Source organism: Streptomyces sp. NWU339 (assembly GCF_003143855.1).
Taxonomy (GTDB): Bacteria; Actinomycetota; Actinomycetes; order Streptomycetales; family Streptomycetaceae; genus Streptomyces.
In genome coordinates this window covers 133,072-159,381 of sequence record NZ_QFRK01000017.1, presented here as the reverse complement: position 1 = coordinate 159,381, position 26,310 = coordinate 133,072, and the positions used below count along the sequence as shown (strand labels likewise).

At 71.1% G+C, this 26,310-nt stretch carries 21 protein-coding genes; 15 read left to right on the top strand and 6 right to left on the bottom strand.

The genetic code is table 11. The features are described from left to right. The first annotated feature begins 23 nt into the window (after window positions 1-23). The 6 genes from uvrB to aroQ all read left to right on the top strand — a co-directional run bounded on the left by uvrB (window position 24) and on the right by aroQ (window position 8,517). Window positions 24-2,168 carry an excinuclease ABC subunit UvrB gene (gene uvrB / locus DIZ27_RS21415; RefSeq protein WP_109380046.1) on the top strand — a complete coding sequence of 715 codons (2,145 nt, stop codon included), beginning with the start codon at window positions 24-26 and terminating at the stop codon, window positions 2,166-2,168. A gap of 158 nt (window positions 2,169-2,326) precedes the next feature. Beyond that, entirely contained in the window at window positions 2,327-2,905 is a 579-nt protein-coding gene (locus DIZ27_RS21410; protein ID WP_109380045.1) for a TerD family protein, read from the top strand. Window positions 2,906-2,957: 52 nt separating this feature from the next. Continuing rightward, window positions 2,958-4,976, top strand: coding sequence for a TerD family protein (locus DIZ27_RS21405; RefSeq protein ID WP_109380044.1), 2,019 nt, complete (start codon window positions 2,958-2,960; stop codon window positions 4,974-4,976). 321 nt (window positions 4,977-5,297) lie between these two features. After that, complete coding sequence (locus DIZ27_RS21400; RefSeq protein WP_109380043.1) at window positions 5,298-6,281, top strand: TerC/Alx family metal homeostasis membrane protein; 984 nt, start codon at window positions 5,298-5,300, stop codon at window positions 6,279-6,281. A 370-nt stretch (window positions 6,282-6,651) separates the two neighbouring features. After that, a complete protein-coding gene (locus DIZ27_RS21395; RefSeq protein ID WP_109380042.1) occupies window positions 6,652-7,773 on the top strand; it encodes a calcium:proton antiporter in 1,122 nt (373 codons plus the stop codon). Between the two features lie 270 nt (window positions 7,774-8,043). Beyond that, window positions 8,044-8,517 carry a type II 3-dehydroquinate dehydratase gene (gene aroQ, locus DIZ27_RS21390; RefSeq protein ID WP_109380041.1) on the top strand — a complete coding sequence of 158 codons (474 nt, stop codon included), beginning with the start codon at window positions 8,044-8,046 and terminating at the stop codon, window positions 8,515-8,517. Window positions 8,518-8,599: 82 nt separating this feature from the next. On the opposite strand, the gene DIZ27_RS21385 is transcribed toward aroQ, so the two are convergent. Further along, window positions 8,600-9,256 (bottom strand): MBL fold metallo-hydrolase, encoded by a 657-nt coding sequence (locus DIZ27_RS21385; protein ID WP_109380040.1) that lies wholly within the window; start codon window positions 9,254-9,256, stop codon window positions 8,600-8,602. 10 nt (window positions 9,257-9,266) lie between these two features. Continuing rightward, window positions 9,267-9,956 (bottom strand): maleylpyruvate isomerase family mycothiol-dependent enzyme, encoded by a 690-nt coding sequence (locus DIZ27_RS21380; RefSeq protein ID WP_109380039.1) that lies wholly within the window; start codon window positions 9,954-9,956, stop codon window positions 9,267-9,269. A gap of 223 nt (window positions 9,957-10,179) precedes the next feature. Here DIZ27_RS21380 and uvrA point away from each other — a divergent pair, with 223 nt between their 5' ends. Continuing rightward, a complete protein-coding gene (uvrA, locus tag DIZ27_RS21375) occupies window positions 10,180-13,173 on the top strand; it encodes an excinuclease ABC subunit UvrA (RefSeq protein WP_109380073.1) in 2,994 nt (997 codons plus the stop codon). An 84-nt stretch (window positions 13,174-13,257) separates the two neighbouring features. Here the strand turns inward: uvrA and DIZ27_RS21370 are convergent, their stop codons facing one another. Both DIZ27_RS21370 and DIZ27_RS21365 read right to left on the bottom strand, forming a co-directional pair. Continuing rightward, entirely contained in the window at window positions 13,258-14,166 is a 909-nt protein-coding gene (locus DIZ27_RS21370) for a carbohydrate kinase (protein ID WP_109380038.1), read from the bottom strand. Continuing rightward, window positions 14,147-15,286 (bottom strand): LacI family DNA-binding transcriptional regulator, encoded by a 1,140-nt coding sequence (locus DIZ27_RS21365; RefSeq protein WP_109380037.1) that lies wholly within the window; start codon window positions 15,284-15,286, stop codon window positions 14,147-14,149. The genes DIZ27_RS21370 and DIZ27_RS21365 overlap by 20 nt, the downstream gene beginning before the upstream one ends. 222 nt (window positions 15,287-15,508) lie before the next feature. Here DIZ27_RS21365 and DIZ27_RS21360 point away from each other — a divergent pair, with 222 nt between their 5' ends. Beyond that, window positions 15,509-15,928 carry a Rieske (2Fe-2S) protein gene (locus DIZ27_RS21360; RefSeq protein ID WP_109380036.1) on the top strand — a complete coding sequence of 140 codons (420 nt, stop codon included), beginning with the start codon at window positions 15,509-15,511 and terminating at the stop codon, window positions 15,926-15,928. A 37-nt stretch (window positions 15,929-15,965) separates the two neighbouring features. Here DIZ27_RS21360 and DIZ27_RS21355 read toward each other — a convergent pair whose 3' ends face one another. Both DIZ27_RS21355 and DIZ27_RS21350 read right to left on the bottom strand, forming a co-directional pair. After that, the gene (locus tag DIZ27_RS21355) at window positions 15,966-16,913 is read right to left on the bottom strand and encodes a hypothetical protein (protein WP_109380035.1); all 948 of its coding nucleotides are present in this window, start codon (window positions 16,911-16,913) and stop codon (window positions 15,966-15,968) included. A gap of 285 nt (window positions 16,914-17,198) precedes the next feature. Next, window positions 17,199-17,405, bottom strand: coding sequence for a hypothetical protein (locus DIZ27_RS21350; protein WP_109380034.1), 207 nt, complete (start codon window positions 17,403-17,405; stop codon window positions 17,199-17,201). Window positions 17,406-17,569: 164 nt separating this feature from the next. Here DIZ27_RS21350 and uvrC point away from each other — a divergent pair, with 164 nt between their 5' ends. The 7 genes from uvrC to tpiA all read left to right on the top strand — a co-directional run bounded on the left by uvrC (window position 17,570) and on the right by tpiA (window position 26,250). Next, window positions 17,570-19,726 carry an excinuclease ABC subunit UvrC gene (gene uvrC / locus DIZ27_RS21345; protein WP_109380033.1) on the top strand — a complete coding sequence of 719 codons (2,157 nt, stop codon included), beginning with the start codon at window positions 17,570-17,572 and terminating at the stop codon, window positions 19,724-19,726. Further along, entirely contained in the window at window positions 19,723-20,733 is a 1,011-nt protein-coding gene (rapZ, locus tag DIZ27_RS21340) for an RNase adapter RapZ (protein ID WP_109380032.1), read from the top strand. The genes uvrC and rapZ overlap by 4 nt, the downstream gene beginning before the upstream one ends. Next, complete coding sequence (gene yvcK, locus DIZ27_RS21335) at window positions 20,730-21,800, top strand: uridine diphosphate-N-acetylglucosamine-binding protein YvcK (RefSeq protein WP_109380031.1); 1,071 nt, start codon at window positions 20,730-20,732, stop codon at window positions 21,798-21,800. Before rapZ ends, yvcK begins: the two co-directional genes overlap by 4 nt. Next, window positions 21,791-22,780 carry a DNA-binding protein WhiA gene (whiA, locus tag DIZ27_RS21330; protein WP_109380030.1) on the top strand — a complete coding sequence of 330 codons (990 nt, stop codon included), beginning with the start codon at window positions 21,791-21,793 and terminating at the stop codon, window positions 22,778-22,780. The genes yvcK and whiA overlap by 10 nt, the downstream gene beginning before the upstream one ends. 307 nt (window positions 22,781-23,087) lie before the next feature. After that, window positions 23,088-24,095: a type I glyceraldehyde-3-phosphate dehydrogenase gene (gap, locus tag DIZ27_RS21325; RefSeq protein ID WP_109380029.1), complete on the top strand. Its 1,008-nt coding sequence runs from the start codon at window positions 23,088-23,090 to the stop codon at window positions 24,093-24,095. Window positions 24,096-24,243: 148 nt separating this feature from the next. Continuing rightward, window positions 24,244-25,455 carry a phosphoglycerate kinase gene (locus DIZ27_RS21320; RefSeq protein WP_109380028.1) on the top strand — a complete coding sequence of 404 codons (1,212 nt, stop codon included), beginning with the start codon at window positions 24,244-24,246 and terminating at the stop codon, window positions 25,453-25,455. 39 nt (window positions 25,456-25,494) lie between these two features. Continuing rightward, entirely contained in the window at window positions 25,495-26,250 is a 756-nt protein-coding gene (gene tpiA, locus DIZ27_RS21315; RefSeq protein ID WP_219933638.1) for a triose-phosphate isomerase, read from the top strand. Window positions 26,251-26,310: the final 60 nt, after the last annotated feature.

Sequence of the window (26,310 nt, the reverse complement as noted above, 5' to 3'; positions counted from 1 at the left end):
TGGCGGGTCGTACGGTGGGTGACATGCGGCCCGTTTCCCAGATCGAACGCACGGTGGCGCCCTTCGAGGTCGTCAGCCCCTACCAGCCCAGCGGCGACCAGCCGGCGGCCATCGCCGACCTCGCCCGGCGCATCGAAGCCGGTGAGAAGGACGTCGTCCTCCTGGGCGCGACCGGCACCGGCAAGTCCGCCACCACCGCGTGGATGATCGAGAAGGTCCAGCGCCCCACCCTGGTGATGGCGCCGAACAAGACGCTGGCCGCCCAGCTGGCCAACGAGTTCCGCGAACTGCTCCCGAACAACGCGGTCGAATACTTCGTCTCGTACTACGACTACTATCAGCCCGAGGCGTACGTCCCGCAGTCGGACACCTACATCGAGAAGGACTCCTCGATCAACGAGGAGGTCGAGCGGCTGCGCCACTCCGCGACCAACTCCCTGCTCACCCGCCGCGACGTCGTCGTGGTCGCCTCCGTCTCCTGCATCTACGGCCTCGGCACCCCGCAGGAGTACGTCGACCGCATGGTGCCGCTCCGCGTCGGCGAGGAGTTCGACCGGGACGAGCTGCTGCGCCGCTTCGTGGACATCCAGTACACGCGCAACGACCTGGCCTTCACCCGCGGCACCTTCCGCGTCCGCGGCGACACCATCGAGATCTTCCCGGTCTACGAGGAGCTCGCCGTCCGCATCGAGATGTTCGGCGACGAGATCGAGGCGCTCTCCACGCTCCACCCGGTCACCGGCGAGATCATCAGCGACGACCAGCAGCTGTACGTCTTCCCCGCCTCCCACTACGTCGCCGGCCCCGAGCGCATGGAGCGGGCCGTGAACGACATCGAGAAGGAGCTCACCGAGCGCCTGGCCGAGCTGGAGAAGCAGGGCAAGCTCCTGGAGGCCCAGCGTTTGCGGATGCGCACCACCTACGACCTCGAGATGCTCCGCCAGATCGGCAGCTGTTCCGGTGTCGAGAACTACTCGATGCACTTCGACGGCCGCCTCCCCGGCTCCCCGCCGAACACCCTGATGGACTACTTCCCGGAGGACTTCCTCCTGGTCATCGACGAGTCGCATGTCACCGTGCCGCAGATCGGCGCCATGTACGAGGGGGACGCCTCGCGCAAGCGCACCCTCGTCGACCACGGCTTCCGGCTCCCCTCCGCCCTGGACAACCGCCCGCTGAAGTGGGAGGAGTTCCAGGAGCGCATCGGCCAGGCCGTGTACCTGTCGGCCACCCCCGGCCCGTACGAGCTCTCCCGCTCGGACGGGGTCGTCGAGCAGATCATCCGCCCCACCGGCCTGGTCGACCCGGAGGTCGTCGTCAAGCCCACCGAGGGCCAGATCGACGACCTGGTGCACGAGATCCGCACCCGCGTGGAGAAGGACGAACGCGTCCTGGTCACCACGCTCACCAAGAAGATGGCCGAGGACCTCACCGACTACTTCCTCGAACTCGGCATCCAGGTGCGCTATCTCCACAGCGACGTCGACACCCTGCGCCGGGTCGAGCTGCTGCGGGAGCTGCGCAGCGGCGAGTACGACGTCCTCGTCGGCATCAACCTGCTGCGGGAGGGCCTCGACCTGCCCGAGGTGTCCCTGGTGGCGATCCTCGACGCCGACAAGGAGGGCTTCCTGCGCTCCGGCACCTCCCTGATCCAGACCATCGGCCGGGCCGCGCGCAACGTCTCCGGCCAGGTCCACATGTACGCCGACAAGATCACCCCGGCGATGGAGAAGGCCATCGACGAGACCAACCGCCGCCGGGAGAAGCAGGTCGCCTACAACCAGGCCAACGGCATCGACCCCCAGCCGCTCCGCAAGAAGATCAACGACATCGTCGCGCAGATCGCCCGCGAGGACATCGACACCGAGCAGCTGCTCGACTCCGGCTACCGCAAGGCCAAGAAGGACGGCGGCGCGGCCAAGGCCCCCGTGCCCGCGCTCGGCAAGGGCGCCAAGGGCGCGAAGGGCGCGAAGGGCAGGGCCAAGGGTGCCGAGCCGGTGCCCACCGACCGCCCCGCGGCCGAACTCGCCGAGCAGATCGAGGAGCTGACCTCGCGGATGCGGGCAGCCGCCGCCGACCTCCAGTTCGAGATCGCGGCCCGGCTGCGCGACGAGGTCTCCGAGATGAAGAAGGAACTGCGCCAGATGCGCGAGGCCGGCCTGTCCTGACGGCGCCGGGCACGCGCGGTTCTCCGCCCCGCACGGACTGTGTTGCAAGACCGACACAAAGTGCGGACCGGGGTGCGTCGCCGTCGGTGCCCCTGCGTAGGGTTCTGGGCAACCGCGGTTTCGCGGCAACAGGGGAAGTCCGAGAGGGGAATCAGCGCGTGACCGTCAACATGACCAAGGGCCAGGCCATCAGTCTGCAGAAGAACGACGGCGGCAGCCTGACCGCGGTTCGTATGGGTCTCGGCTGGCAGGCGGCCCCCCGCCGCGGCCTGTTCGGCTCGCGTACCCGGGAGATCGACCTGGACGCCTCCGCCGTCCTGTTCGCCGACAAGCAGCCGGTCGACGTCGTCTTCTTCCGCCACCTGGTGAGCGACGACGGCTCCGTGCGCCACACCGGCGACAACCTCGTCGGCGGCGTCGGCCAGGGCGGCGACGACGAGGCCATCCTCGTCGACCTGTCCCGTGTCCCGGTCCACATCGACCAGATCGTCTTCACCGTGAACTCCTTCACGGGCCAGACCTTCCAGGAGGTGCAGAACGCGTTCTGCCGGCTCGTCGACGAGACCAACGGCCAGGAACTGGCCCGCTACACGCTGGCCGGCGGCGGCGCCTACACGGCCCAGCTCATGGCCAAGGTGCACCGCTCGGGCACGGGCTGGACGATGACGGCCCTCGGCAACCCGGCCAACGGCCGCACCTTCCAGGACCTGATGCCGGCGATCCTGCCGGTGCTCTGACCAGCACCGCACGCGACCACCGCACCGCACGCGACCCAGGGGGACGAGGGCAATGACGGCTGAGCTGGTGCGGGGGCAGAACCACCCGCTCTCCCGGTCCCGTCTCGAGATCCGGGTCTCGGCCGGTACGCCGATCGTGACCGCGGCCGCGCTCGGCGACGAGAGCGGCCGGATCCACGGGGTGGAGTGGGTGGCCCACCCGGGCGCGCCCACCCGGCCCGGCCTGGAGGTGTCGCGGCAGGCCGCGGCCGACCACCGGCTCGCGGTGGACCTGGACGCGCTGGCGGACGCGGTCCACCGCGTCAGCGTGCTGCTCGCCCTGCCCGCCGCGGCCGACGGCCGGGGCCCCGCCCGCTTCGGCGCCGTCGCCGCCCCCTTCGTCGCGGTCACCGGACCGGACGGCACCGAAGTGGCCAGCTACACCGTCACCGGCCTGGACACCGAGTCGGCCGTCGTCGCCCTGGAGCTCTACCGGCGCCAGGGCGCCTGGAAGGTCCGTGCGGTCGGCCAGGGCTACGCCGGGGGCCTGACCGAACTCCTCACCGACCAGGGCCTGCCCCAGGCGCGGCAGCTCGCGGGCGACATCGACGAAGCGGTCGCGCGGGGCCTCGCCCGCTCCGTCCAGGCACCCCCGTCCCGCCCGTCCGACGGCGACCGTTCCCGGCAGACGACCGCCCCGGCCCGCCACCCCGACCAGGCCGCCGGCACCACACCACAGGGCACCCCCGACCCCGTGCCGCCCGCGTACGGCGGTCAGCCGGCCGACCTGCCGGGACAGGGCGGACCGCAGCCGGCGTACCCCGGGGGAGCCGCCGACCCGTCCGCGGCGACCACCGGCGGCCCGATCGACTACAGCCACCCCCGCCGGCGGAACGCCGCACCGCCGCCGCCCCCGCCGCCCCCGCCGGCCGCGCCCCCGGCCCAGCCGGGACAGCCCGCCCGGCCCGTCGCCGGTGACGCGACCGGCTGGTCCATGGACGAGCGCCTCTACAACCAGGTCTGGGGCATGTTCGAGGACCTGGCCCGTACCACCGCCGCCTACCGCAGCGCCGTCGACTTCGCCGAGTCACGCATGGACAAGGAGCTGGAACAGGTCCTGTCCGACCCGCGCAGCCGGATCGGGAGCCAGGGCGACGCCGCGCGCGAGGCGGCCAGGGCACGGCAGGCCCGGCTCGTCGACCAGGCGAGGGAGGTCTTCGACCGGGACCTCGCCCAGCTCGTCGCCGAGGCCGAGGTCGTCGAGCCCGCCCTCCCGCCGGCCTACGCGCGCTGGGACAACCCCGTCTGGCACGCCTACCGGGTGCCGATGGAGATCCCCATGGCGCTGCGCCTGGGCGACCTCCGGCTGCCCGAGGCCGACCGCCTCCGCATCCCGATGCTGCTCCGGCTGCCGCTGGAACGCGGTCTGTGGATCGACAGCGGACGGGCCGACGCGCCGGACGAGTCGTTCACCGACCCCCACGAGATGCGACGCCTCGCCGTGGAGACGGCCGTGTCCCACGCGGCCCGGCTGCTCGCCGTCCATCCGGCGGGCGAGTTCACCGTGCACGTCATCGACCCGGCCGGATCGGGCGCGCAGCCGCTGGCACCGCTGACCCGGGCGGGTGTGCTGGCGGCCCCGCCCGCCCGGGGCGCCGGGGGCGTCGCGGAGGTCCTGGGCCGGCTCACCCAGCGGGTCGACCTGGTGCAGATGGCACTGCGCGGCGGAGCGGCCGACTCGCTGCCGCCCGGCTTCGACACCTCCCAGCACCTGCTGATCGTCAACGACTTCCCGCACGGCTTCGACGACCGTGCCGTGAACCAGCTGCGGTACCTCGCCGACGAGGGCCCGTCCGTCGGCGTCCACCTGATGATGGTCGCCGACCGTGAGGAGTCCGCCGGCTACGGCCCGCTGCTCGACCCGCTGTGGCGTGCGCTGCTGCGGCTGACACCGGTCGCCGACAGCCATCTGGCCGACCCCTGGGTCGGGCACGCCTGGACGTACGAGCCCCCGTTGGTGCCGCCCGGCAGCCAGGTCCTCCAGCAGGTGCTCACCCGGGTCGCCGAGGCCCGCCGCACCTGGGGGCCCTGACCGCGCCCCGGTCCGCCCGGGCGGGCGTGTCCCGCCCCTTGGAACGAGTGCCCATGGCACCACGTCCCATCTGGCACTTTGGTCTTTCTTTTACCTACCTCTTTACCAATCCTTGGTCCTGGGGGTAAAGTTTTCCGCACGGAGGGGAGTACTCCCTGCCTGTGCGGCGACCCCGTCAATACGGATCAGACCGACCTGATCCCGGGGCGTCGGCCCGAGGTGTTGTCCGGCGCTGCTTTCGAATGCCGGAACCCGGGTGGAAGAGACCTCCGGCAGCGACGACGCTGACTTTTGCCGTGAGACGTATCTGCCGGAGGCGTAGTGGATGTTTCCCTGACCCTGTGGGTCCTGACCATCGTGGGCCTTGCCGCCCTCATCTCGATCGACTTCTTCATCGGCCGCAAGCCCCACGACGTATCGATCAAGGAAGCCGGGATCTGGACCATCGTCTGGATCGTCCTGGCCGCACTCTTCGGGCTCGGCCTGCTGGTCTTCGGCGGTGGCCAGCCCGCCGGTGAGTTCTTCGCCGGCTTCATCACCGAGAAGTCGCTGAGCGTCGACAACCTCTTCGTCTTCGTCCTGATCATGACGAAATTCGCGGTGCCCTCGCAGTACCAGCAGCGGGTGCTCCTCGTCGGTGTGCTCATCGCCCTGGTGCTGCGGGCCGTCTTCATCGCCGCGGGCGCCGCGATCATCGCCAACTTCTCGTGGATCTTCTACATCTTCGGCGCCTTCCTCATCTGGACCGCGTGGAAGCTCATCAAGGAGGCCCGCGCTCCCGAAGAGGAGGAGGAGTTCGAGGAGAACAAGCTCCTCAAGGCCGCCGAGCGCCGGTTCGGCGTGGCCGACCGGTACCACGGCACCAAGCTGTGGATCGAGCAGAACGGCAAGCGGGTCATGACCCCGATGCTGGTCGTGATGCTCGCCATCGGCACCACCGACGTGCTCTTCGCGCTCGACTCGATCCCCGCGATCTTCGGCCTGACCCAGGACCCGTACATCGTGTTCACCGCGAACGCGTTCGCCCTGATGGGCCTCAGGCAGCTGTACTTCCTCCTCGGCGGCCTGCTGAGCAAGCTGGTCCACCTGGCCTACGGCCTGTCGATCATCCTCGGCTTCATCGGCGTGAAGCTGGTGCTGCACGCGCTGCACGAGTCCGGGGTGCACGTTCCCGTGATCAGCATCCCGGTGTCGCTGGGCGTGATCTGCTCCGTCCTGATCGTCACCACGATCACCAGCCTGCGGGCCTCCAAGAAGCAGGCCCGGGCCGAGGACTCCGCCGACAAGAACAGCATCGACGTCTGACCCAGTCCGTAACCGGACAGGACATCTCCGGGAGCGGGGCGCGGCCCACAGCCGAGCACCGCTCCCGGTGTCTGCCTGTCTCCTGCCGGATCACGACAGAAGACCTCAGCGGAAGGAATCGCGGCCACACTCGCTGCCGCCCGTCACCGACCATCCCTCCAGCAGTAGAGGAGATCATGCGCGACAACGACCACCCCAGAACGACGAGGAACGTGGAAGCGATGGGGCCCGCCGGACACCGGCGGGGCCGGCCGTACTGCCCGAGACCCGCCGGCAGCACGGACGTCGGAGCAGCCCGTGTGGCGAGCGGGCCGTCAGAGCTCGGAGAGACCGGAATGCGACGCTCGTCCACCTCCGAGAGCCTTGCTTCATGAGCAGGTGGGTCAAAGGGCTGACGGACCGGTGGACGACCGTGGTGCCGGTGCTCGCCGGGGTGCTCCTGCTGTTCACCTGGGGACGCGAACTGCCCGGAGCGGTCGTCGCCGTGGCGGTCGTCGTGCTGGCGGCAGCGGTGCTGGCCGCCGTGCACCATGCGGAGGTGGTGGCCCACCGGGTCGGTGAACCCTTCGGTTCGCTGGTCCTCGCGGTCGCCGTCACGATCATCGAGGTCGCGCTGATCGTCACCTTGATGATCGACGGGGGGCCCGAGACCGCGTCCCTGGCCAGGGACACCGTCTTCGCAGCCGTGATGATCACCTGTAACGGCATTCTCGGCCTGAGTCTTCTGGTCGGCTCACTGCGTCACGGCACGGCCGTCTTCAATCCGGAAGGCGCCAGCGCGGCGCTCGCCACGGTGGCGACGCTGGCGGGGCTCACCCTCGTGCTGCCGACGTTCACCACCAGCAAGCCCGGGCCGGAGTTCTCCGCGGTGCAACTCACCTTCGCCGCGGTCACCTCACTGATCCTCTACGGCTTGTTCGTCGCCACCCAGACCGTTCGACATCGTGACTACTTCCTGCCCGTACAGAAGCTGGGCAGGCAGGGCATGCCGGTCACGAAGGTCGAGGACGAGGACGAGCACGCCGTCGCGCCCTCCAACCGCACCGCGCTGATCAGCCTCGGTCTGCTCGGCCTGGCCCTGGTCGGAGTGGTCGGCCTTGCCAAAGGAGTCTCGCCCGCCATCGAGTCCGGCGTATCGGCTGCCGGGCTGCCCCATGCCGTCGTCGGTGTGATCATCGCGCTGCTGGTCCTGCTTCCCGAGACCATCGCGGCCGTGCGGGCCGCGCGGCGCAATCGCGTGCAGACCAGTGTCAATCTGGCGCTCGGTTCGGCGATGGCCAGTATCGGACTGAGCATCCCCGCGGTCGCGATCGCGTCCTTCTGGCTCTCCGGTCCGCTCGTTCTGGGCCTCGGCAACACCCACATGGTGCTGCTCGCCCTGACCGTGATGGTCGGCGTCCTGACCGTACGCCCCGGCCGGGCCACACCGCTCCAGGGCGGGGTGCACCTGGTGATCCTGGCCGCCTATCTCGAACTGGCGCTCAACCCGTAACACCGATCCGACCCGTGACACCGATCCAACCCGTGACACCGATCGCAGAACCGCCTCCGGGCGGGCGCGCGCCCCGCGGCACACGCGCGGGCGCACCCCCACCCGGAGGCGGTTCCGTCGGCACCCCGGGGGCCCGGCATACGCCAGGGGCACCGTGATAGACCGGTCCGAGCAGCGTTCCGGCGACGACCGGCCGCTGCGACCGGCTTCACGCCGGTTCATGAATATTTCATGCCCGTTTCATCGCGAACCTTCCGGACCGGAGGAACTGTGCGCCGCAACCTGGCCGATGCCCCGATCATGATTCTCAACGGCCCCAATCTGAACCTGCTCGGGCAGCGCCAGCCGGAGATCTACGGCTCCGAGACGCTCACCGACGTCGAGGCGCTGTGCGTCGAGGCGGCGGGCGCGCACGGGGGCGCGGTGGACCTGCGGCAGTCCAACCACGAGGGCCAGTTGGTGGACTGGATCCACGAGGCGCGGCTGAACCACTGCGGCATCGTGATCAACCCCGGTGCCTACTCGCACACCTCCGTCGCGATCCTCGACGCCCTCAACACCTGTGACGGCCTGCCCGTGGTGGAGGTCCACGTCTCCAACATCCACCGGCGCGAGTCCTTCCGGCACCACTCCTACGTCTCGCTGCGGGCCGACGGGGTCATCGCGGGGTGCGGGGTGCAGGGCTATGTGTTCGCCGTGGAGCGCATCGCCGCGCTGGCCGGCCCGGGCAGGGCACCGGCGTAGGCCCCGATCGCCCGGAGGGCGTCCCTCACCCGCGCCGGCCCCGCAACCCGTACCGCCCGTCCGCCGCGTCGCCCGGTGGCGCTCACCAGCCCCGGGCGCGCCACTCCGGCAGATGCGGACGTTCCGCGCCCAGCGTGGTGTCGTCGCCGTGTCCGGGGTAGACCCAGGTCTCGTCCGGGAGCACGTCGAAGATCTTGGTCTCCACGTCGTGGATCAGGCTGGCGAACGCCTTCGGGTCCTTGTGGGTGTTGCCCACACCGCCCGGGAACAGGCAGTCCCCCGTGAACACATGGGGGTGCCCGTGCGGATCGTCGTAGACGAGGGCGATCGAGCCGGGCGTGTGGCCGACGAGATGGCGCGCGGTGAGCTCCACTCGCCCCACCCGGATCGTGTCGCCGTCGTCGACCAGGACGTCCGTCGGCACCGGGATGCCCTCGGCGTCGTCCCGGCCCGCGTGGGTGCGCGCGCCGGTGGCCGCCACGACCTGGGCGAGCGCCTGCCAGTGGTCGCCGTGCCGGTGGGTGGTGACGACGGACGCGATGCCGTCGTCACCGATCGAGCCCAGCAGGGTGCCCGCGTCGTTGGCCGCGTCGATCAGCAACTGCTCGTCGGTGGCCCGGCAACGCAGCAGATAGGCGTTGTTGTCCATGGGCCCGACCGCGACCTTGGTGATCATCAGGTCCTTGAGTTCGTGCACGTCGGCCGGTCCGCCGACCGTCACCTGCCCGCTGTAGGTCATGGCGGCCAGCCTATATCGGAGGAAGGGCGGGCAGCGGGCCGTTCTTCACCGTCAGGCCGGAGCCGTCGCGGCGTCCGGCGAGCCAGCCGAGCAGGTCGGCGGCCGGGCCCTCCACCTCGACCGGGCCGTCCGGCGCCCCGCCGCCGGTGGTCCAGGCCCGGCCGTCACTCGTGGTCAGCCGCGTCGTGGGCACGTCCCGGTGGCCCTTGAACCGCGCCACCAGGAAGCGGACCTCCCGTTCGGTGAACTCCGCCGAAAGATCCTCCAGCTCGTAGCCGATGCCGAGGTCCACGTGGTGCAGCTCCACCTCGATCAGGCGCCGGAACGGCACCCGGGCCGCCCGGTCCGTGACCCCGTTGCGCAGTGCCACGGTGCGGGACCAGTCCGCAGGCGCCGCACCCACCTCCTGGAAGCGGGCGCCGGTGGCCCGCAGGTCCGCCAGCTGGACGTCGAGGGGGCGCGGGGCGTCCCGCTCGATGTCGGCCTCCCGGGCTTCGGCGGAGGGGTACATCGGACGCCCCTCCAGGACGTTCACGAGGGCGTCCGCGTTGCGGGCCAGGTGAGCCAGCACATGTCCACGCGTCCAGCCGGGAAGCCGTGACGACTGGGTCACAGCGGCGTTGTCCAGTGCGCCGAACGCGTTGAGCAGCCGTTCGGTCGCGTCATGTACAGACGCCAGGTCATGAGCGTGATCGGTCATGGGGTCGACCCTAGTCCCGTCACACCTTCGGGTGAAGGTGGCGAAGAAGGACCGTAAATCGAATGCACGTGCTATAAGGTCGTGTCCGGCGTCGGGCATGCTGGAGAGCCGGGGATTGTTGTCAACCCGTGAATCCGACCGGCGTTGTCAGTGGCTCGCCCTAGTGTGAGAAAGCACGGGGGTCCCGCCCCTGTCACTTCTCTCAAGAAAGGTGCGGACCGGCGTGGCCGACCGTCTCATCGTCCGTGGAGCGCGCGAGCACAACCTCAAGAACGTCTCGCTCGACCTCCCCCGCGACTCGCTCATCGTCTTCACGGGTCTGTCGGGGTCGGGCAAGTCCTCGCTGGCCTTCGACACGATCTTCGCCGAGGGCCAGCGGCGCTATGTGGAGTCGCTCTCCTCGTACGCCCGGCAGTTCCTCGGCCAGATGGACAAGCCGGACGTCGACTTCATCGAGGGCCTGTCCCCGGCGGTCTCCATCGACCAGAAGTCGACCTCGCGCAACCCGCGCTCCACGGTCGGCACCATCACCGAGGTCTACGACTACCTGCGGCTGCTCTTCGCTCGCATCGGCAAGCCGCACTGCCCCGAGTGCGCCCGGCCCATCTCACGCCAGTCGCCGCAGGCCATCGTCGACCGGGTGCTGGAGCTGCCGGAGGGCAGCCGCTTCCAGGTGCTCTCCCCGCTGGTGCGCGAGCGCAAGGGCGAGTTCGCCGACCTCTTCGCCGACCTCCAGACCAAGGGCTACTCCCGCGCGCGGGTGGACGGCGAGACCGTCCAGCTCTCCCACCCGCCCACGCTGAAGAAGCAGGAGAAGCACACCATCGAGGTGGTCGTCGACCGCCTCACGGTGAAGGACAGCGCCAAGCGCCGCCTCACCGACTCCGTCGAGACCGCGCTCGGCCTGTCCGGCGGCATGGTCGTGCTCGACTTCGTCGACCTCCCGGAGGACGACCCCGAGCGCGAGCGCATGTTCTCCGAGCACCTGTACTGCCCGTACGACGACCTGTCCTTCGAGGAGCTGGAGCCCCGCTCCTTCTCCTTCAACTCGCCCTTCGGCGCCTGCCCCGAGTGCACCGGCATCGGCACGCGCATGGAGGTCGACCCGGAGCTGATCGTCCCCGACGAGGAGAAGAGCCTCGACGAGGGCGCCATCCACCCCTGGTCGCACGGCCACACCAAGGACTACTTCGCCCGTCTGATCGGCGCCCTCGCCGACGCGCTGGGCTTCCGCACGGACATCCCCTTCGCCGGTCTGCCGCAGCGCGCGAAGAAGGCCCTGCTCAACGGCCACAAGACCCAGGTCGAGGTCCGCTACCGCAACCGGTACGGGAGGGAGCGCCGGTACACGACGGCCTTCGAGGGCGCGATCCCCTTCGTCAAGCGCCGGCACAGCGAGGCCGAGAGCGACTCCAGCCGTGAGCGCTTCGAGGGCTACATGCGCGAGGTGGCCTGCCCCTCCTGCGCGGGCACCCGCCTCAAGCCCATCGTTCTCGCCGTCACCGTCATGGAGAAGTCGATCGCCGAGGTCTCGGCCATGTCGATCAGCGAGTGCGCGAACTTCCTCGGCGCCCTGAAGCTCACCGCCCGCGACAAGAAGATCGCCGAGCGCGTGCTGAAGGAGGTCAACGAGCGGCTGCGCTTCCTGGTCGACGTCGGCCTCGACTACCTCTCACTGAACCGCGCCGCGGGCACGCTCTCCGGTGGCGAGGCCCAGCGCATCCGCCTGGCCACCCAGATCGGCTCCGGCCTGGTGGGCGTCCTGTACGTCCTCGACGAGCCGTCCATCGGCCTGCACCAGCGCGACAACCACCGGCTGATCGAGACCCTGGTCAGGCTGCGCGACATGGGCAACACGCTCATCGTCGTCGAGCACGACGAGGACACCATCAAGGTCGCCGACTGGATCGTCGACATCGGTCCGGGCGCCGGTGAGCACGGCGGCAAGGTCGTGCACAGCGGCGCCCTGAAGGAGCTGCTGGACAACGCGGAGTCGCAGACCGGCCAGTACCTGTCCGGCAAGAAGGCCATCCCGCTGCCGGACGTCCGCCGCTCGCACGACCCGGCACGCCGGCTCACGGTGCACGGCGCCCGCGAGAACAACCTCCAGGACATCGACGTGTCCTTCCCGCTGGGGGTGTTCACCGCGGTCACCGGAGTCTCCGGCTCCGGCAAGTCCACCCTGGTCAACGACATCCTGTACACCCATCTGGCCCGCGAGCTGAACGGCGCCCGCAGCGTCCCCGGCCGGCACACGCGGGTGGACGGCGACGATCTCGTCGACAAGGTCGTGCATGTCGACCAGTCGCCCATCGGCCGCACCCCGCGTTCCAACCCGGCGACGTACACCGGCGTCTTCGACCACGTCCGCAAGCTGTTCGCCGAGACGACCGAGGCCAAGGTCCGCGGCTACCTGCCCGGCCGCTTCTCCTTCAACGTCAAGGGCGGACGCTGCGAGAACTGCGCGGGCGACGGCACCATCAAGATCGAGATGAACTTCCTCCCGGACGTGTACGTCCCGTGCGAGGTCTGCCACGGCGCCCGCTACAACCGGGAGACCCTGGAGGTCCACTACAAGGGCAAGTCCATCGCCGACGTCCTGAACATGCCGATCGAAGAGGCCATGCACTTCTTCGAGGCCGTCCCGGCGATCTCCCGCCACATGAAGACGCTCCACGACGTCGGACTCGGGTACGTCCGGCTGGGCCAGGCCGCCACCACCCTGTCAGGCGGTGAGGCGCAGCGGGTGAAGCTCGCGAGCGAACTGCAGAAGCGCTCCACCGGCCGCACGGTCTACGTCCTGGACGAGCCGACCACGGGCCTGCACTTCGAGGACATCAGCAAGCTGCTGGCGGTCCTCTCCGGCCTGGTCGACAAGGGCAACACGGTCATCGTCATCGAGCACAACCTCGACGTGATCAAGACCGCCGACTGGGTCGTCGACATGGGCCCCGAGGGCGGTGCCGGTGGCGGCCTGGTCGTCGCGGAGGGCACCCCCGAGCAGGTCGCGGCCGTCTCGACCAGCCACACCGGCAAGTTCCTTCGCGAGGTCCTGGGACCGGAGAGGACCAGCGACGCCGCCTCGGTGCCCGCCCCCCGCAAGACGACGGCGAAGACCGCGGCGAAGAAGACGGCCGCCGCCAAGGCCACCACCCGGAAGACCGCGGCGACCGCCAAAGCCGGCGCCAAGGGAACGCCCCGGGCGGCCAAGGCCTGACCCCGTGGTGCCCGCGCGGTGCCCGGCGGGACGTTCCCGCCGGGCACCGCGCGACGGCTCGGACCGACGGCTCGGACGGTGCGCTCAGCCCGCCAGCTCGTGGGCGTACGGGGGTTCCGCGCCCGCGCGTGAGCAGGTGATCGCCGCCGCGCGGGCCGCGAAACCGAGCACGTCCCCCCATCCGTCCGCGCCCAGAGCGGACGTCCCCCGCTCGCTGAGCGCGTCCCGGGTCGCCAGGCCGTGCAGCAGCGCCGCGTTGACCGTGTCGCCCGCGCCGATCGTGTCCACCACCTCGACCGGCTCACCCGGCACGGAGTGCTCGCCGCCGTCCCGGGTGAAGGCGGTCAGCCCGTCACCGCCCCGGGTGACCACGACCGCCGCCGGACCGGCCGCCAGCCACTCCTCGGGAGTGCCGCCGAGCCACCGGGCGTCCTCCTCCGACAGCTTCAGCAGCGACACCGACGGCAGCCACCTCCTGAACCGGGCCCGGTAGGCGTCGGCGTCCGGAACCAGCCCCGGCCGGATGTTGGGATCCAGCGCCGTGAACACGCCGCGCGCGTGAGCGGCGCGCATCAGCTCCTCGTACGCGCTCGCCCCCGGCTCCAGCACGAGCGAGCAGGTGCCGAAGGACACCGCGCGGGTACCGGGCGGCAACGCCCGGGGCGCCGTGAACAGCCGGTCCGCGGTCCCCTCCACGTAGAAGGAGTAGACCGCGGAGCCGTCCGCGCCGACCGTGGCGACGGCGAGCGTCGTCGGTTCGTCGCCCCGCTGCACCGCCGAGACCGCCACGCCGGTCCCGCGCAGCCGGTCCAGCAGCGCCTCGCCGAAGGCGTCGCGGGACACCCGGGAGCAGAACGCGGCGGGCGAGCCGAGACGGCCCAGCGCCACCGCCGTGTTGAAGGGGCCGCCGCCGAGCGCCGGGGTCAGTGCCGCGAGCGCGCCCGCGCCCCGCGGTACCAGGTCGATCAGTGCCTCACCGGCTACGACGATCACGAGGGCTCCCTTTCTCGGGCCGCTGGTTCTCGGACTGCTGGGTCTTCTGCTCGGGCCGCCGTGCCCGTGGCGGCTGCGGGGGCCGTGCGCGCTGCTCCTCCGGCCGGTCCGGGCAGCCGCAGGAGGTGCGGTGCACGAAGGCGCAGGGCAGCCGTACCGTCCGCGCGGGTCGGTCCGGCGCGGCGAGACGCTCCAGGAGCACCTGGACGGCCCGGGCGCCGATCTCCCTGCTGGGCTGGGCGATCGCGGTGAGCCGGGGCGAGAACAGGTCCGCCCAGGCGAAGTCGTCGAAGCAGCACAGCGCGATGTCCTCGGGCACCGAGAGACCGTGGGCGCGCAGGGCGCGCAGCGTGCCGATCGTCATGGCGTTGTTGGCGGTGACCAGCGCGGTCGGGGGAGCGTCGAGGGACAGCAGGGCACCGGTGGCCCGTTCGGCGCCGTCCGACTCGGAGTCGCCGTGCACCAGGAGCCGTTCGTCGAACGGCAGCCCCGCGCCCTCGAGGCCGTGCCGGTACCCGCTGATCCGCTCGGACGTGGTGCTGAGCCCCGGCAGCCCCGCCACCAGGGCGATCCGGCGGTGACCGAGCCCGGCGAGGTGCGTGACCAGACGGGCCACGGGCTCCGCGCTCTCGGCGCAGACCTGGTCGAAGCGCGGACCGCCGTCCCCCGGGTCCTCGACCACCCGGTCGAGGAACACGGCCGGCACCCGGTGACGCCCGAGGTAGGCGAGGAGCTCGCGCGGATGCGCGGAAGGCGCGACGATCATGCCTTCCACCCGGCGCTCGTGCAGCAGCTGGACGACCTTGCGCTCGTGCTCCGGGTCGTCGTGCGGGTCGGCGATGAGCAGGCTGTAGCCGCGCTCCAGGACAGCCGCCTCGACACCCTGGAGGATCTCGGTGAAGTACGGGTTGCTGATCGCCGACACCGCGAGCCCGATCGAGCGGGTGCGGGAGGTGACCAGCGAGCGGGCCAGGGTGTTCGGGGTGTAGCCGAGCTCCTCCACGGCGTCCAGGACCGCCTGTCGCGTGTGCGGGAGCACCGGCCGGGTGCCGTTCAGGACGTGCGAGACGGTCGCGACCGAGACACCGGCGCTCCGCGCCACGTCCGTCATGGTCGCCATCGCCCGCCCCTTTCCGTTCCGTGTACCGGCTGCCGTCCGTCCCCGCGGCGCCGTGACGAGGAAGGTATCCCATCCGACGGCGGACGTAAACGTTTGCGCAAGCGTTTACGTCCGGCGGCGGGAGCCCGCTCGCCGGACGGCTCACCCGCTCCCGCCCGGAAACCGGAACGACCGCCCCCGGTATGGTCGGCCTCGTACAACCGTCCGACCAGTGGAGTTCCCATGCCCGGCCGACCCGCCGCGAGCCGTCGTACCGTTCTCAGAGGCGTGGCCCTCACTTCAGTCGCCGGACTCGGCCTCACCGCCTGCGGGGCCCCCGAGGAGAGGCCCGCACCGCCGACCGGGCCCGTCGAGCTCGGCGCGGAGAGCGAGATCGCTCCGGGGAGCACCAAGCTGTTCCGGGACCACAACATCGTCGTCAGCCGGGGCGCGGACGACTCCTTCACGGCCTACAGCACCGTCTGCACGCACGCGAGTTGCGCCATCGGCAAGCTGGAGGGGACGAAGCTGGTCTGCCCCTGCCACGGCAGCGAGTTCGACGCCACCACCGGCAAGGTGCTGCGCGAGCCCGCGGTGGCGCCGCTGACACCGCTCTCCGTGGACGTGCGGAACGGCACGATCGTCGCCGGCCCGCAGACCTGACCGAGCCGCCCGGCCCGGTCCCGGCCCCCGCCCGGCCTCAGTCCCAGTCCCAGCCGATCCCCACGTACCCCGACCGCAGCCGCGGTTCGACCAGGTGCACCGAACGGTGCAGGTCGCTCACCGCCAGCTCCTGGTGACCGCCGCGCGGTGCCGCCGCGGAGTACTGGGTGAACCGGTGGCAGCGCGCGGGCAGTACCCCGGCGTCGAAGCACACCTGGAGCGCGTACTGGCCGCCGGGGGAGTCCGCCCCGTGCACGTACTCCCGTGAGACGCCGGCCGTGCCGTCCTCGACGGCGTAGCGGAAGAGGAACGTGTCACCGGCCCGCAGCCGGGTGTCGAAGAGCAGCTCGGCCGCGAGCACGCCGGTGTCCTGCTGGAGGCGGATCCGGCCGGTGCGGCAGTTCTCCAGGGCGTGCACGGTCATCCGGGCCGGCGCGGAACCGGGGTCGCCGTGGTGGACGGCCACGAAGCGGTCGACGCCGTCCCGGTGGGCGCGCACGATGTGGTGCGACTCGCGCTCCGCGAGCTCGCGGTGTGCCCCGATCAGGACCCGCTCGTGGTGCGCCAGGGTGTGCAGCCCGTTGTCCCGCGTGACGCCGAGCTCGGCCAGCAGCCCCGCCAGGACGCCCGAGGCCTCCACCAGCGAGCGGTAGGAGCGGCCCGCCGGGCTGCGGTCCGCCGCCTGGTCGCCGGAATCCGCGAGCAGGCGGATCAGCGACTCCTCCGGCAACTGCAGAATCTCCTCCAGGGCCCGTACGGCGCGCAGCGATTCGGGGCGCTGCGGGCGGCGGGCGCCCTGCTGCCAGTAACTGAGGCTGGTGACGCCCACCTTCACGCCGTGGCGCGACAGGTGGTGCTGCACGCGTTGCAGTGGCAGTCCGCGGGCGGCTATCGCGGCCCGCAGGGCGACATGGAAGGGCCCGCCACGCAGGACCGAGTCCAGTTCCGCGGTGGTGGTGTCCGTGTGCGGTGTGGCGTGCGGCATGCAGGGGCCTTTCTCTGAATGTCCACAACGGCTGGTCAGACCGTTCGCTCGGGGCACCCCGGGTCCGCCCCCGTCGGCGCGGCGGAGCGTGCACATCCGTACGCCGTCGTTCAGGGCCCCGAGTTCCCCCGCATTGAAGCGTGTTGACCAATTCCCGACAACACCTGATGCCCAACAGAGGCGCACTCGCACGGTATGTACGCGCGGAGCACACAGCTCAGGGGCCGTACCGGACCCGAAGGTCGGTACGGCCCCTGAGCTGCGGCTCTGCCGCGGCCGAGCCCCCTAGGAGCGGCCGGTTCGTCCGTGGTCGTCCGCAAGGCGCGCGCGCAGGCGCTTGGCGCGCACGATGGCGGGATCGCGCGGGTCGAAGGGGCCGAGGGAGTCGAAGGGGTCGAAGGAACCGAGAAATGGAGCCGTCTCATCCGCGTACCGGCGCGCGCGGGCCGGCAACCGTCGTTTCTCGATCTGTGTCCGTCGCGTCTGCCGCATTCGACCAGCCTCCGACTCGTGACCGCGTCCCGTCCTGCGGCCTGTCATCAGGCCGGACCTCCCCCCTTCCCGCTTCCCGGCGGGCGTAACCTTCCGGAGCGACGCCCGGCCGGTGGTTCCGCGGCCCCGCCCCGGTGTCGGTCTCCGCCAGTAGGGTGTGAGACATGGCCGACCCCTCCAGCTACCGCCCCAAACCGGGTGAGATCCCCGACTCGCCGGGGGTCTACCGGTTCCGCGACGAGCACCGCCGGGTGATCTACGTCGGAAAGGCGAAGAGCCTGCGCCAACGCCTGGCGAACTACTTCCAGGACCTCGCCGGACTCCACCCGCGCACCCGCACCATGGTCACCACGGCCGCCTCCGTGGAGTGGACGGTGGTGTCCACGGAGGTCGAGGCGCTCCAGCTGGAGTACTCCTGGATCAAGGAGTACGACCCCCGGTTCAACGTCAAGTACCGCGACGACAAGAGCTACCCGTACCTCGCGGTGACGATGAACGAGGAGTTCCCGCGCGTGCAGGTGATGCGGGGTCACAAGAAGAAGGGCGTCCGGTACTTCGGCCCGTACGGGCACGCGTGGGCGATCCGTGACACCGTGGACCTGCTGCTGCGGGTCTTCCCGGTGCGCACCTGCTCGGCCGGTGTGTTCAGGAACGCCGCCCGCACCGGCCGCCCCTGCCTGCTCGGCTACATCGGCAAGTGCTCGGCGCCCTGCGTGGGCCGGGTCTCCGCCGAGGAGCACCGCGAGCTCGCCGGGGAGTTCTGCGACTTCATGGCCGGCCGCACCGGCACCCATCTGCGCCGTCTGGAGCAGCGGATGACCGAGGCGGCCGAGGACATGGAGTACGAGCGGGCCGCCCGGCTGCGTGACGACATAGGCGCCCTGAAGAAGGCCATGGAGAAGAGCGCCGTCGTGCTCGCCGACGCGACCGACGCCGACCTGATCGCGGTCGCCGAGGACGAGCTGGAGGCGGCCGTCCAGATCTTCCACGTCCGCGGCGGACGCGTGCGAGGCCAGCGCGGCTGGGTCACCGACAAGGTGGAGGAGATCACCACCGGCGCCCTCGTGGAACACGCCCTGCAGCAGCTGTACGGCGAGGAGACCGGCGACGCCGTGCCGCGGGAGGTCCTGGTCCCCGCGCTGCCCGACCCGGTGGAGCCGGTCCAGGAGTGGCTCACCGGGCGGCGCGGGTCGGGCGTCTCCCTGCGGATCCCGCAGCGCGGGGACAAGCGGGCCCTGATGGAGACCGTGCAGCGCAACGCCCAGCAGGCCCTCGCCCTGCACAAGACCAGGCGCGCCTCCGACCTCACCACGCGCTCGCGCGCGCTGGAGGAGATCGCCGACGCCCTCGGCCTGGACAGTGCCCCGCTGCGGATCGAGTGCTACGACATCTCGCACCTCCAGGGCGACGACGTCGTGGCCTCCATGGTCGTCTTCGAGGACGGGCTGGCCCGCAAGAGCGAGTACCGCCGCTTCCAGATCAAGAGCTTCGCCGGACAGGACGACGTCCGCTCCATGCACGAGGTGATCACCCGCCGCTTCCGGCGCTACCTCGCCGACAAGGAGAGGACCGGCGAGTGGACCGACGGCACCGAGGCGACCGCCGGCATGGCCGACGGCACCGGGGTCACCGACGGCACCGGGGCGGCCACCGGCGTGACCGACGGAGCGGACGGCACCCCCGCCGCCGGCCCCGGTGAACCGTCCGCGAGCACGCTCACCGAGGACGACGGCCGCCCCAAGCGCTTCGCCTACCCGCCCCAGCTCGTGGTCGTCGACGGCGGCGCCCCCCAGGTGGCGGCGGCCCGCAGGGCCCTGGACGAGCTCGGCATCGACGACATCGCCGTATGCGGCCTCGCCAAGCGGCTGGAGGAGGTGTGGCTGCCGGACGACGACGACCCGGTGGTGCTGCCCCGCACCAGTGAGGGCCTCTACCTGCTCCAGCGCGTCCGTGACGAGGCCCACCGCTTCGCCATCGGTTATCAGCGGGTCAAGCGGGCCAAACGCTTCCGGTCCGGTCCGCTGGACGATGTGCCGGGCCTCGGCGACACCCGCAAGCAGGCACTGGTCAAGCACTTCGGGTCGGTGAAGAAGCTTCGCTCGGCGACGATCGAGCAGATATGTGAAGTTCCGGGTATAGGTCGCAAAACGGCCGAGGTGATCGCCGCGGCCCTCGCCGGGGCGGCCCCGGCCGCCCCCGCCGTGAACACTGCGACGGGCGAGATCATGGATGACGTGGAAGAACCCGGGAAGACGCCGGGTTCCCCCGGGGAGCCCGTGCCCGCGGGCGCCCCGGACGACCGACGGGGGCTGGAGAGATGACCGAGCACGAGACACGCCGGAACACAGGCCATGACACACCCCGTGACGCCGCACAGGACGCGGGCCGGGGCACACACGACGAGACGCGTCAGGACGACGGAGCACAGGTGAGTACGGGCAAGGAAAAGGCCGGGGCCTCCGAGACGGCGATCCCCGAGCTGGTGATCATCTCCGGCATGTCCGGGGCCGGCCGTTCCACGGCCGCGAAGTGTCTGGAGGACCTGGGCTGGTTCGTCGTCGACAACCTCCCGCCCGCGCTGATCCCCACCATGGTGGAGCTCGGCGCCCGTTCCCAGGGCAATGTGGCCCGGATCGCGGTCGTCGTCGACGTCCGCGGCCGGCGCTTCTTCGACAACCTCCGCGAGTCGCTCGCCGACCTCGACACCCGGGGCGTCACCCGGCGGATCGTGTTCCTGGAGTCCTCCGAGGAAGCCCTGGTGCGCCGCTTCGAGTCGGTGCGCCGCCCGCACCCCCTCCAGGGCGACGGCCGCATCGTCGACGGCATCGCCGCCGAGCGGGAACTGCTGCGCGAACTGCGCGGCGACGCCGACCTGGTGATCGACACCTCCAGCCTCAACGTGCACGAGCTGCGCGCCAAGATGGACGCCCAGTTCGCCGGTGACGAGGAGCCCGAGCTGCGGGCCACCGTGATGTCCTTCGGCTTCAAGTACGGCCTCCCGGTCGACGCCGACCTGGTGGTGGACATGCGGTTCCTGCCCAACCCGCACTGGGTCCCCGAGCTGCGCCCCTTCACCGGCCGGAACGAGGAGGTGGCCGCGTACGTCTTCAACCAGCCCGGCGCCAAGGAGTTCCTCGACCGGTACGCCGAGCTGCTGCGGCTGATCGCCGCGGGCTACCGCCGTGAGGGCAAGCGCTACGTGACCATCGCCGTCGGCTGCACCGGCGGCAAGCACCGTTCGGTCGCCATGTCGGAGAAGCTCGCCGCCCGCCTCGCCGCGGAGGGCGTGGAGACGGTGGTCGTCCACCGGGACATGGGCCGGGAATGACAGCACGTACTCCGCGGCTGCACCGGCTGCGCCGGGCGCAGCCCGAAGGTCGCCCCGGCCGGCCGGTCGAGGCGCGTGGGGCCAAGCCGCGACGCCGTGGCACCCAGCCCAAGGTGGTGGCCCTCGGCGGCGGCATGGGACTGTCCGCCTCGCTCGCCGCGCTGCGCCGGATCACCGGCGACCTCACCGCCGTCGTCACCGTGGCCGACGACGGCGGATCCAGCGGGCGGCTGCGCGACGAACTGGGCGTGCTGCCGCCCGGCGATCTGCGCAAGGCGCTGGCCGCGCTGTGCGGCGACGACGACTGGGGCCAGACCTGGGCCCGGGTCATCCAGCACCGCTTCCAGTCCAAGGGCGACCTGCACGAGCACGCGGTCGGCAACCTGCTGATCGTCGCCCTGTGGGAGCAGCTCGGCGACCACGTCCAGGCCCTGGACCTGGTCGGCCGGCTGCTCGGCGCGCACGGGCGCGTGCTGCCCATGTCCGCCGTGCCGCTGGAGCTCCAGGCGCTGGTCAAGGGGCACGACCCCGAGCGTCCGGACGCCGTGGACACCGTCCGGGGCCAGGCGACCGTCGCCCTCACCCCCGGCGAGGTGCAGTCCGTGCACCTCGTGCCGAACGACCCGCCCGCCGTCCCCGAGGCGGTCGCGGCGGTCCTCGACGCCGACTGGGTGGTGCTCGGCCCCGGTTCCTGGTTCTCCTCGGTCATCCCGCACCTCCTGGTGCCCGAACTGCTGGAGGCGCTCGTCGAGACGAAGGCGCGCCGGGTGCTCTCCCTGAACCTCGCCCCGCAGCCCGGAGAAACCGAGGGCTTCTCCCCGCAGCGTCATTTGGAGGTTTTGGGGCGACACGCCCCTAAACTCGCCCTGGACGTGGTGCTGGCCGACGAGGCCGCCGTACCCGACCGCGATGTGCTGACCGAGGCCGCGAAGGGGTTCGGCGGCGCAGCGGTCGAGCTGGCACCGGTGGCCCGGCCCGACGGAAGCCCCAGGCACGACCCGGAGCTGCTGGCCGCCGCGTACGACCGTATTTTTCGGATGCATGGAAGGATCGGCCCATGGCGATGACGGCAGCGGTGAAGGACGAGGTTTCCCGGCTCCCCGTCACCCGGACCTGCTGCAGGAAGGCGGAGGTCTCCGCCATGCTGCGGTTCGCCGGCGGCCTTCACCTGGTGAGCGGGCGCATCGTGATCGAGGCGGAGCTGGACACGGCGATGGCCGCCCGCCGCCTCAAGCGGGACGTGCTGGAGATCTTCGGGCACAGCTCCGAACTGATCGTGATGGCACCGGGCGGGCTGCGCCGCGGTTCGCGCTACGTCGTCCGGGTGGTCGCGGGCGGCGACCAGCTGGCCCGCCAGACCGGTCTGGTGGACGGCCGGGGCCGCCCGATCCGCGGCCTGCCCCCGCAGGTGGTCTCGGGGGCCACCTGCGACGCCGAGGCGGCCTGGCGCGGGGCCTTCCTGGCGCACGGCTCCCTCACCGAGCCGGGCCGCTCCTCCTCCCTGGAGGTGACCTGCCCCGGCCCCGAGGCGGCGCTCGCCCTGGTCGGCGCCGCCCGCCGGCTGTCGATCGGGGCCAAGGCCCGCGAGGTGCGCGGCGTGGACCGGGTCGTGGTCCGTGACGGCGACGCGATCGGTGCCCTGCTCACCCGGCTCGGCGCCCACGACTCGGTGCTGGCCTGGGAGGAGCGCCGGATGCGCCGCGAGGTGCGCGCCACGGCGAACCGGCTGGCCAACTTCGACGACGCCAACCTGCGCCGCTCGGCCCGCGCGGCCGTCGCCGCCGGTGCCCGGGTGCAGCGCGCCCTGGAGATCCTCGCCGACGACGTCCCGGAGCACCTCGCCGCGGCCGGCCGGCTGCGCATGGACCACAAGCAGGCATCCCTGGAGGAACTGGGCGCGCTCGCCGACCCGCCGCTGACCAAGGACGCCGTCGCCGGGCGGATCCGCCGGCTGCTCGCCATGGCCGACAAGCGCGCCGCCGACCTCGGCATCCCGGGCACGGAGGCCAACATCGGCGAGGAGCTCGCCGACAACCTCGTCGGCTGACCTCCTCCCCCCGACCGATCGGCCGACCGGTCACCGGACATATGCACGGCCGGTCGGCGGTCGTCAAGGGGGCCCGGAGGTTTCCGGTCGAGCCGGAAGGGGCCGCGGGGCCCCCGGTGGCGGGTCCGACGAGGCGCATCGGACTGGGCGGTCCGTGCACTACTGACGGGTAAAGGGCGTCGTGCCGGGTATGCGTCGACTCAATGTCACGGCCGGGGCCCCGGAGAGGTAGGGTCGGGGGTGGTCGGGGACATCCCATACAGCTCGCCGGCGACTTGAGCCGGCGCACCAACGAGGAGATCGGTTCGTGACGATCCGCGTAGGCATCAACGGGTTTGGCCGCATCGGTCGGAACTACTTCCGCGCATTGCTCGAGCAGGGCGCAGACATCGAGATCGTGGCGGTCAATGACCTGGGTGACACCGCGACCACTGCCCACCTGCTGAAGTACGACACCATCCTGGGGCGCCTCAAGCAGGAGGTCTCCCACACCGCCGACACGATCACCGTGGACGGCAAGACGATCAAGGTGCTCTCGGAGCGCAACCCCGCGGACATCCCGTGGGGCGAGCTGGGCGTCGACGTCGTCATCGAGTCGACCGGCATCTTCACCAAGAAGGCGGACGCCGAGAAGCACATCGCCGGCGGCGCCAAGAAGGTCATCATCTCGGCTCCGGCCAAGGATGAGGACGTCACCATCGTGATGGGCGTCAACCAGGACAAGTACGACCCGGCGAACCACCACGTCATCTCCAACGCCTCCTGCACCACCAACTGCGTGGCGCCGATGGCGAAGGTGCTCGACGAGAACTTCGGCATCGTCAAGGGCCTGATGACGACGGTGCACGCGTACACGAACGACCAGCGCATCCTGGACTTCCCGCACAAGGACCTGCGCCGCGCCCGTGCCGCCGCCGAGAACATCATCCCGACGACCACCGGCGCCGCGAAGGCCACCGCCCTGGTGCTGCCGCAGCTCAAGGGCAAGCTGGACGGCATCGCGATGCGCGTCCCGGTCCCGACCGGCTCGGTCACCGACCTGGTCGTCGAGCTCAGCCGCGAGGTCACCAAGGAAGAGGTCAACGCCGCCTTCCAGAAGGCCGCGGAGGGCGAGCTCAAGGGCCTCCTCGAGTACACCGAGGACCCGATCGTCTCCTCCGACATCGTCAACGCCCCGGTGTCCTGCACGTTCGACTCGTCCCTGACCATGGTCCAGGACGGCAAGAGCGTGAAGATCATCGGCTGGTACGACAACGAGTGGGGCTACTCCAACCGCCTCGTCGACCTCACGGTCTTCGTCGGCAACCAGCTCTGATCGTGGAGCAGACCGCCTGATATGAGTGCAGGGCTCGGCCGGCGCGCCACAGCGCTGTCCGAGCCCTGACGCACGTATCGGAGGGGTCGACCTCTTCCGAACACGAGCGATCACGAGCGAACACAAGCTCTCTTCCAGGAGTCCCCTCATGAAGACGATCGACGAACTCCTCTCCGAAGGGGTCGCGGGCAGGCGGGTCTTCGTCCGCGCCGACCTCAACGTGCCGCTGGACGGCACCACCATCACCGACGACGGCCGCATCCGCGCCGTGCTGCCCACCGTCGAGGCACTCGCCGACGCGGGCGCCCGCGTGGTCGTCGCCTCGCACCTGGGCCGCCCCAAGGGCGCCCCGGATCCCGCCTTCTCGCTCGCCCCGGCCGCCGCGCGCCTCGGTGAGCTCCTCGGCGCCGACGTGGCGTTCGCGACGGACACGGTCGGCGACTCCGCCACCGCCACCGTCGCGGGCCTCGCCGACGGACAGGTCGCGGTCCTCGAGAACCTGCGCTTCAACGCCGGCGAGACCGCCAAGGACGACGCCGAGCGCGGGGCCTTCGCCGACCGGCTCGCCGCGCTCGCCGACCTCTACGTGGGCGACGGCTTCGGCGCGGTGCACCGCAAGCACGCGTCCGTGTACGACCTCCCGGCGCGCCTGCCGCACGCCGCGGGCTTCCTCATCGCCACCGAGGTCGGCGTCCTGAAGAAGCTCACCGACGAGGTCGAGCGGCCCTACGTGGTGGCCCTCGGCGGTGCCAAGGTCTCCGACAAGCTCGCCGTCATCGACGAACTGCTCGGCAAGGCCGACCGCATCCTCATCGGCGGCGGCATGGCGTACACCTTCCTCAAGGCCAAGGGCCACGAGATCGGCAAGTCGCTGCTGCAGGAGGACCAGATCCCGGCCGTCCGGGAGTACCTGGAGCGCGCCGAGAAGACCGGCGTCGAGCTGGTCCTGCCGGTCGACACGCTGGTCGCCGGGGAGTTCCCGGACCTGAAGACCAAGGCGCCGGCCCACCCCACCACCGTCGCCGCGGACGCCATCCCGGCCGACCAGGAGGGCCTGGACATCGGCCCCGAGACCCGCACCCTGTACGCCTCGAAGCTCGCCGACGCGGCCACCGTCTTCTGGAACGGCCCCATGGGCGTCTTCGAGCACCCCGACTACGCCGAGGGCACCAAGGCGGTCGCCCAGGCCCTTCTCGACTCCCCGGGCTTCACCGTGGTCGGCGGCGGCGACTCCGCCGCGGCCGTACGCATCCTGGGCTTCGACGAAAAGGCATTCGGCCACATCTCGACCGGAGGCGGCGCCTCCCTCGAATACCTCGAGGGCAAGACGCTCCCCGGCCTCGCCGCACTGGAGGACTGACCCTCAATGACCGCTGCTGAAAAAGGCCGCACGCCGCTGATGGCGGGCAACTGGAAGATGAACCTCAACCACCTCGAGGCCATCGCCCACGTCCAGAAGCTCGCCTTCGCCCTGGCCGACACGGACTACGAGGCCGTCGAGGTCGCCGTCCTGCCGCCCTTCACCGACCTGCGCTCCGTCCAGACCCTCGTCGACGGCGACAAGCTGAAGATCAAGTACGGCGCCCAGGACATCTCGGCGCACGACGGCGGCGCCTACACCGGCGAGATCTCCGGCCCGATGCTGTCCAAGCTGAAGTGCACGTACGTGGCGGTCGGGCACTCCGAGCGCAGGCAGTACCACGGCGAGACCGACGAACTGGTGAACGCCAAGGTCAAGGCCGCGTTCAAGCACGGCATCACCCCGATCCTGTGCGTCGGCGAGGAACTGTCCGTCCGCGAGGCCGGCAACCACGTCGCCCACACCCTCGCCCAGGTCGAGGGCGGTCTGAAGGACCTCCCCGCCGAGCAGGCCGAGTCCGTCGTGATCGCCTACGAGCCCGTCTGGGCCATCGGAACCGGCAAGGTCTGCGGCGCCGGGGACGCCCAGGAGGTCTGCGCCGCCATCCGCGGCAAGCTCGCCGAGCTGTACTCGCAGGACGTCGCCGACCAGGTCCGCATCCAGTACGGCGGCTCGGTCAAGTCCGGCAACGTCGCCGAGATCATGGCGCAGGCCGACATCGACGGCGCCCTGGTCGGCGGTGCCTCGCTGGACGCGGACGAGTTCGTCAAGATCGTCCGGTTCCGCGACCAGTGAGCCGGGCAGTGAGTATGCGCTAGCGGCGATCCGTCGTACCCTTGCGGGGTCCAGTCCTGT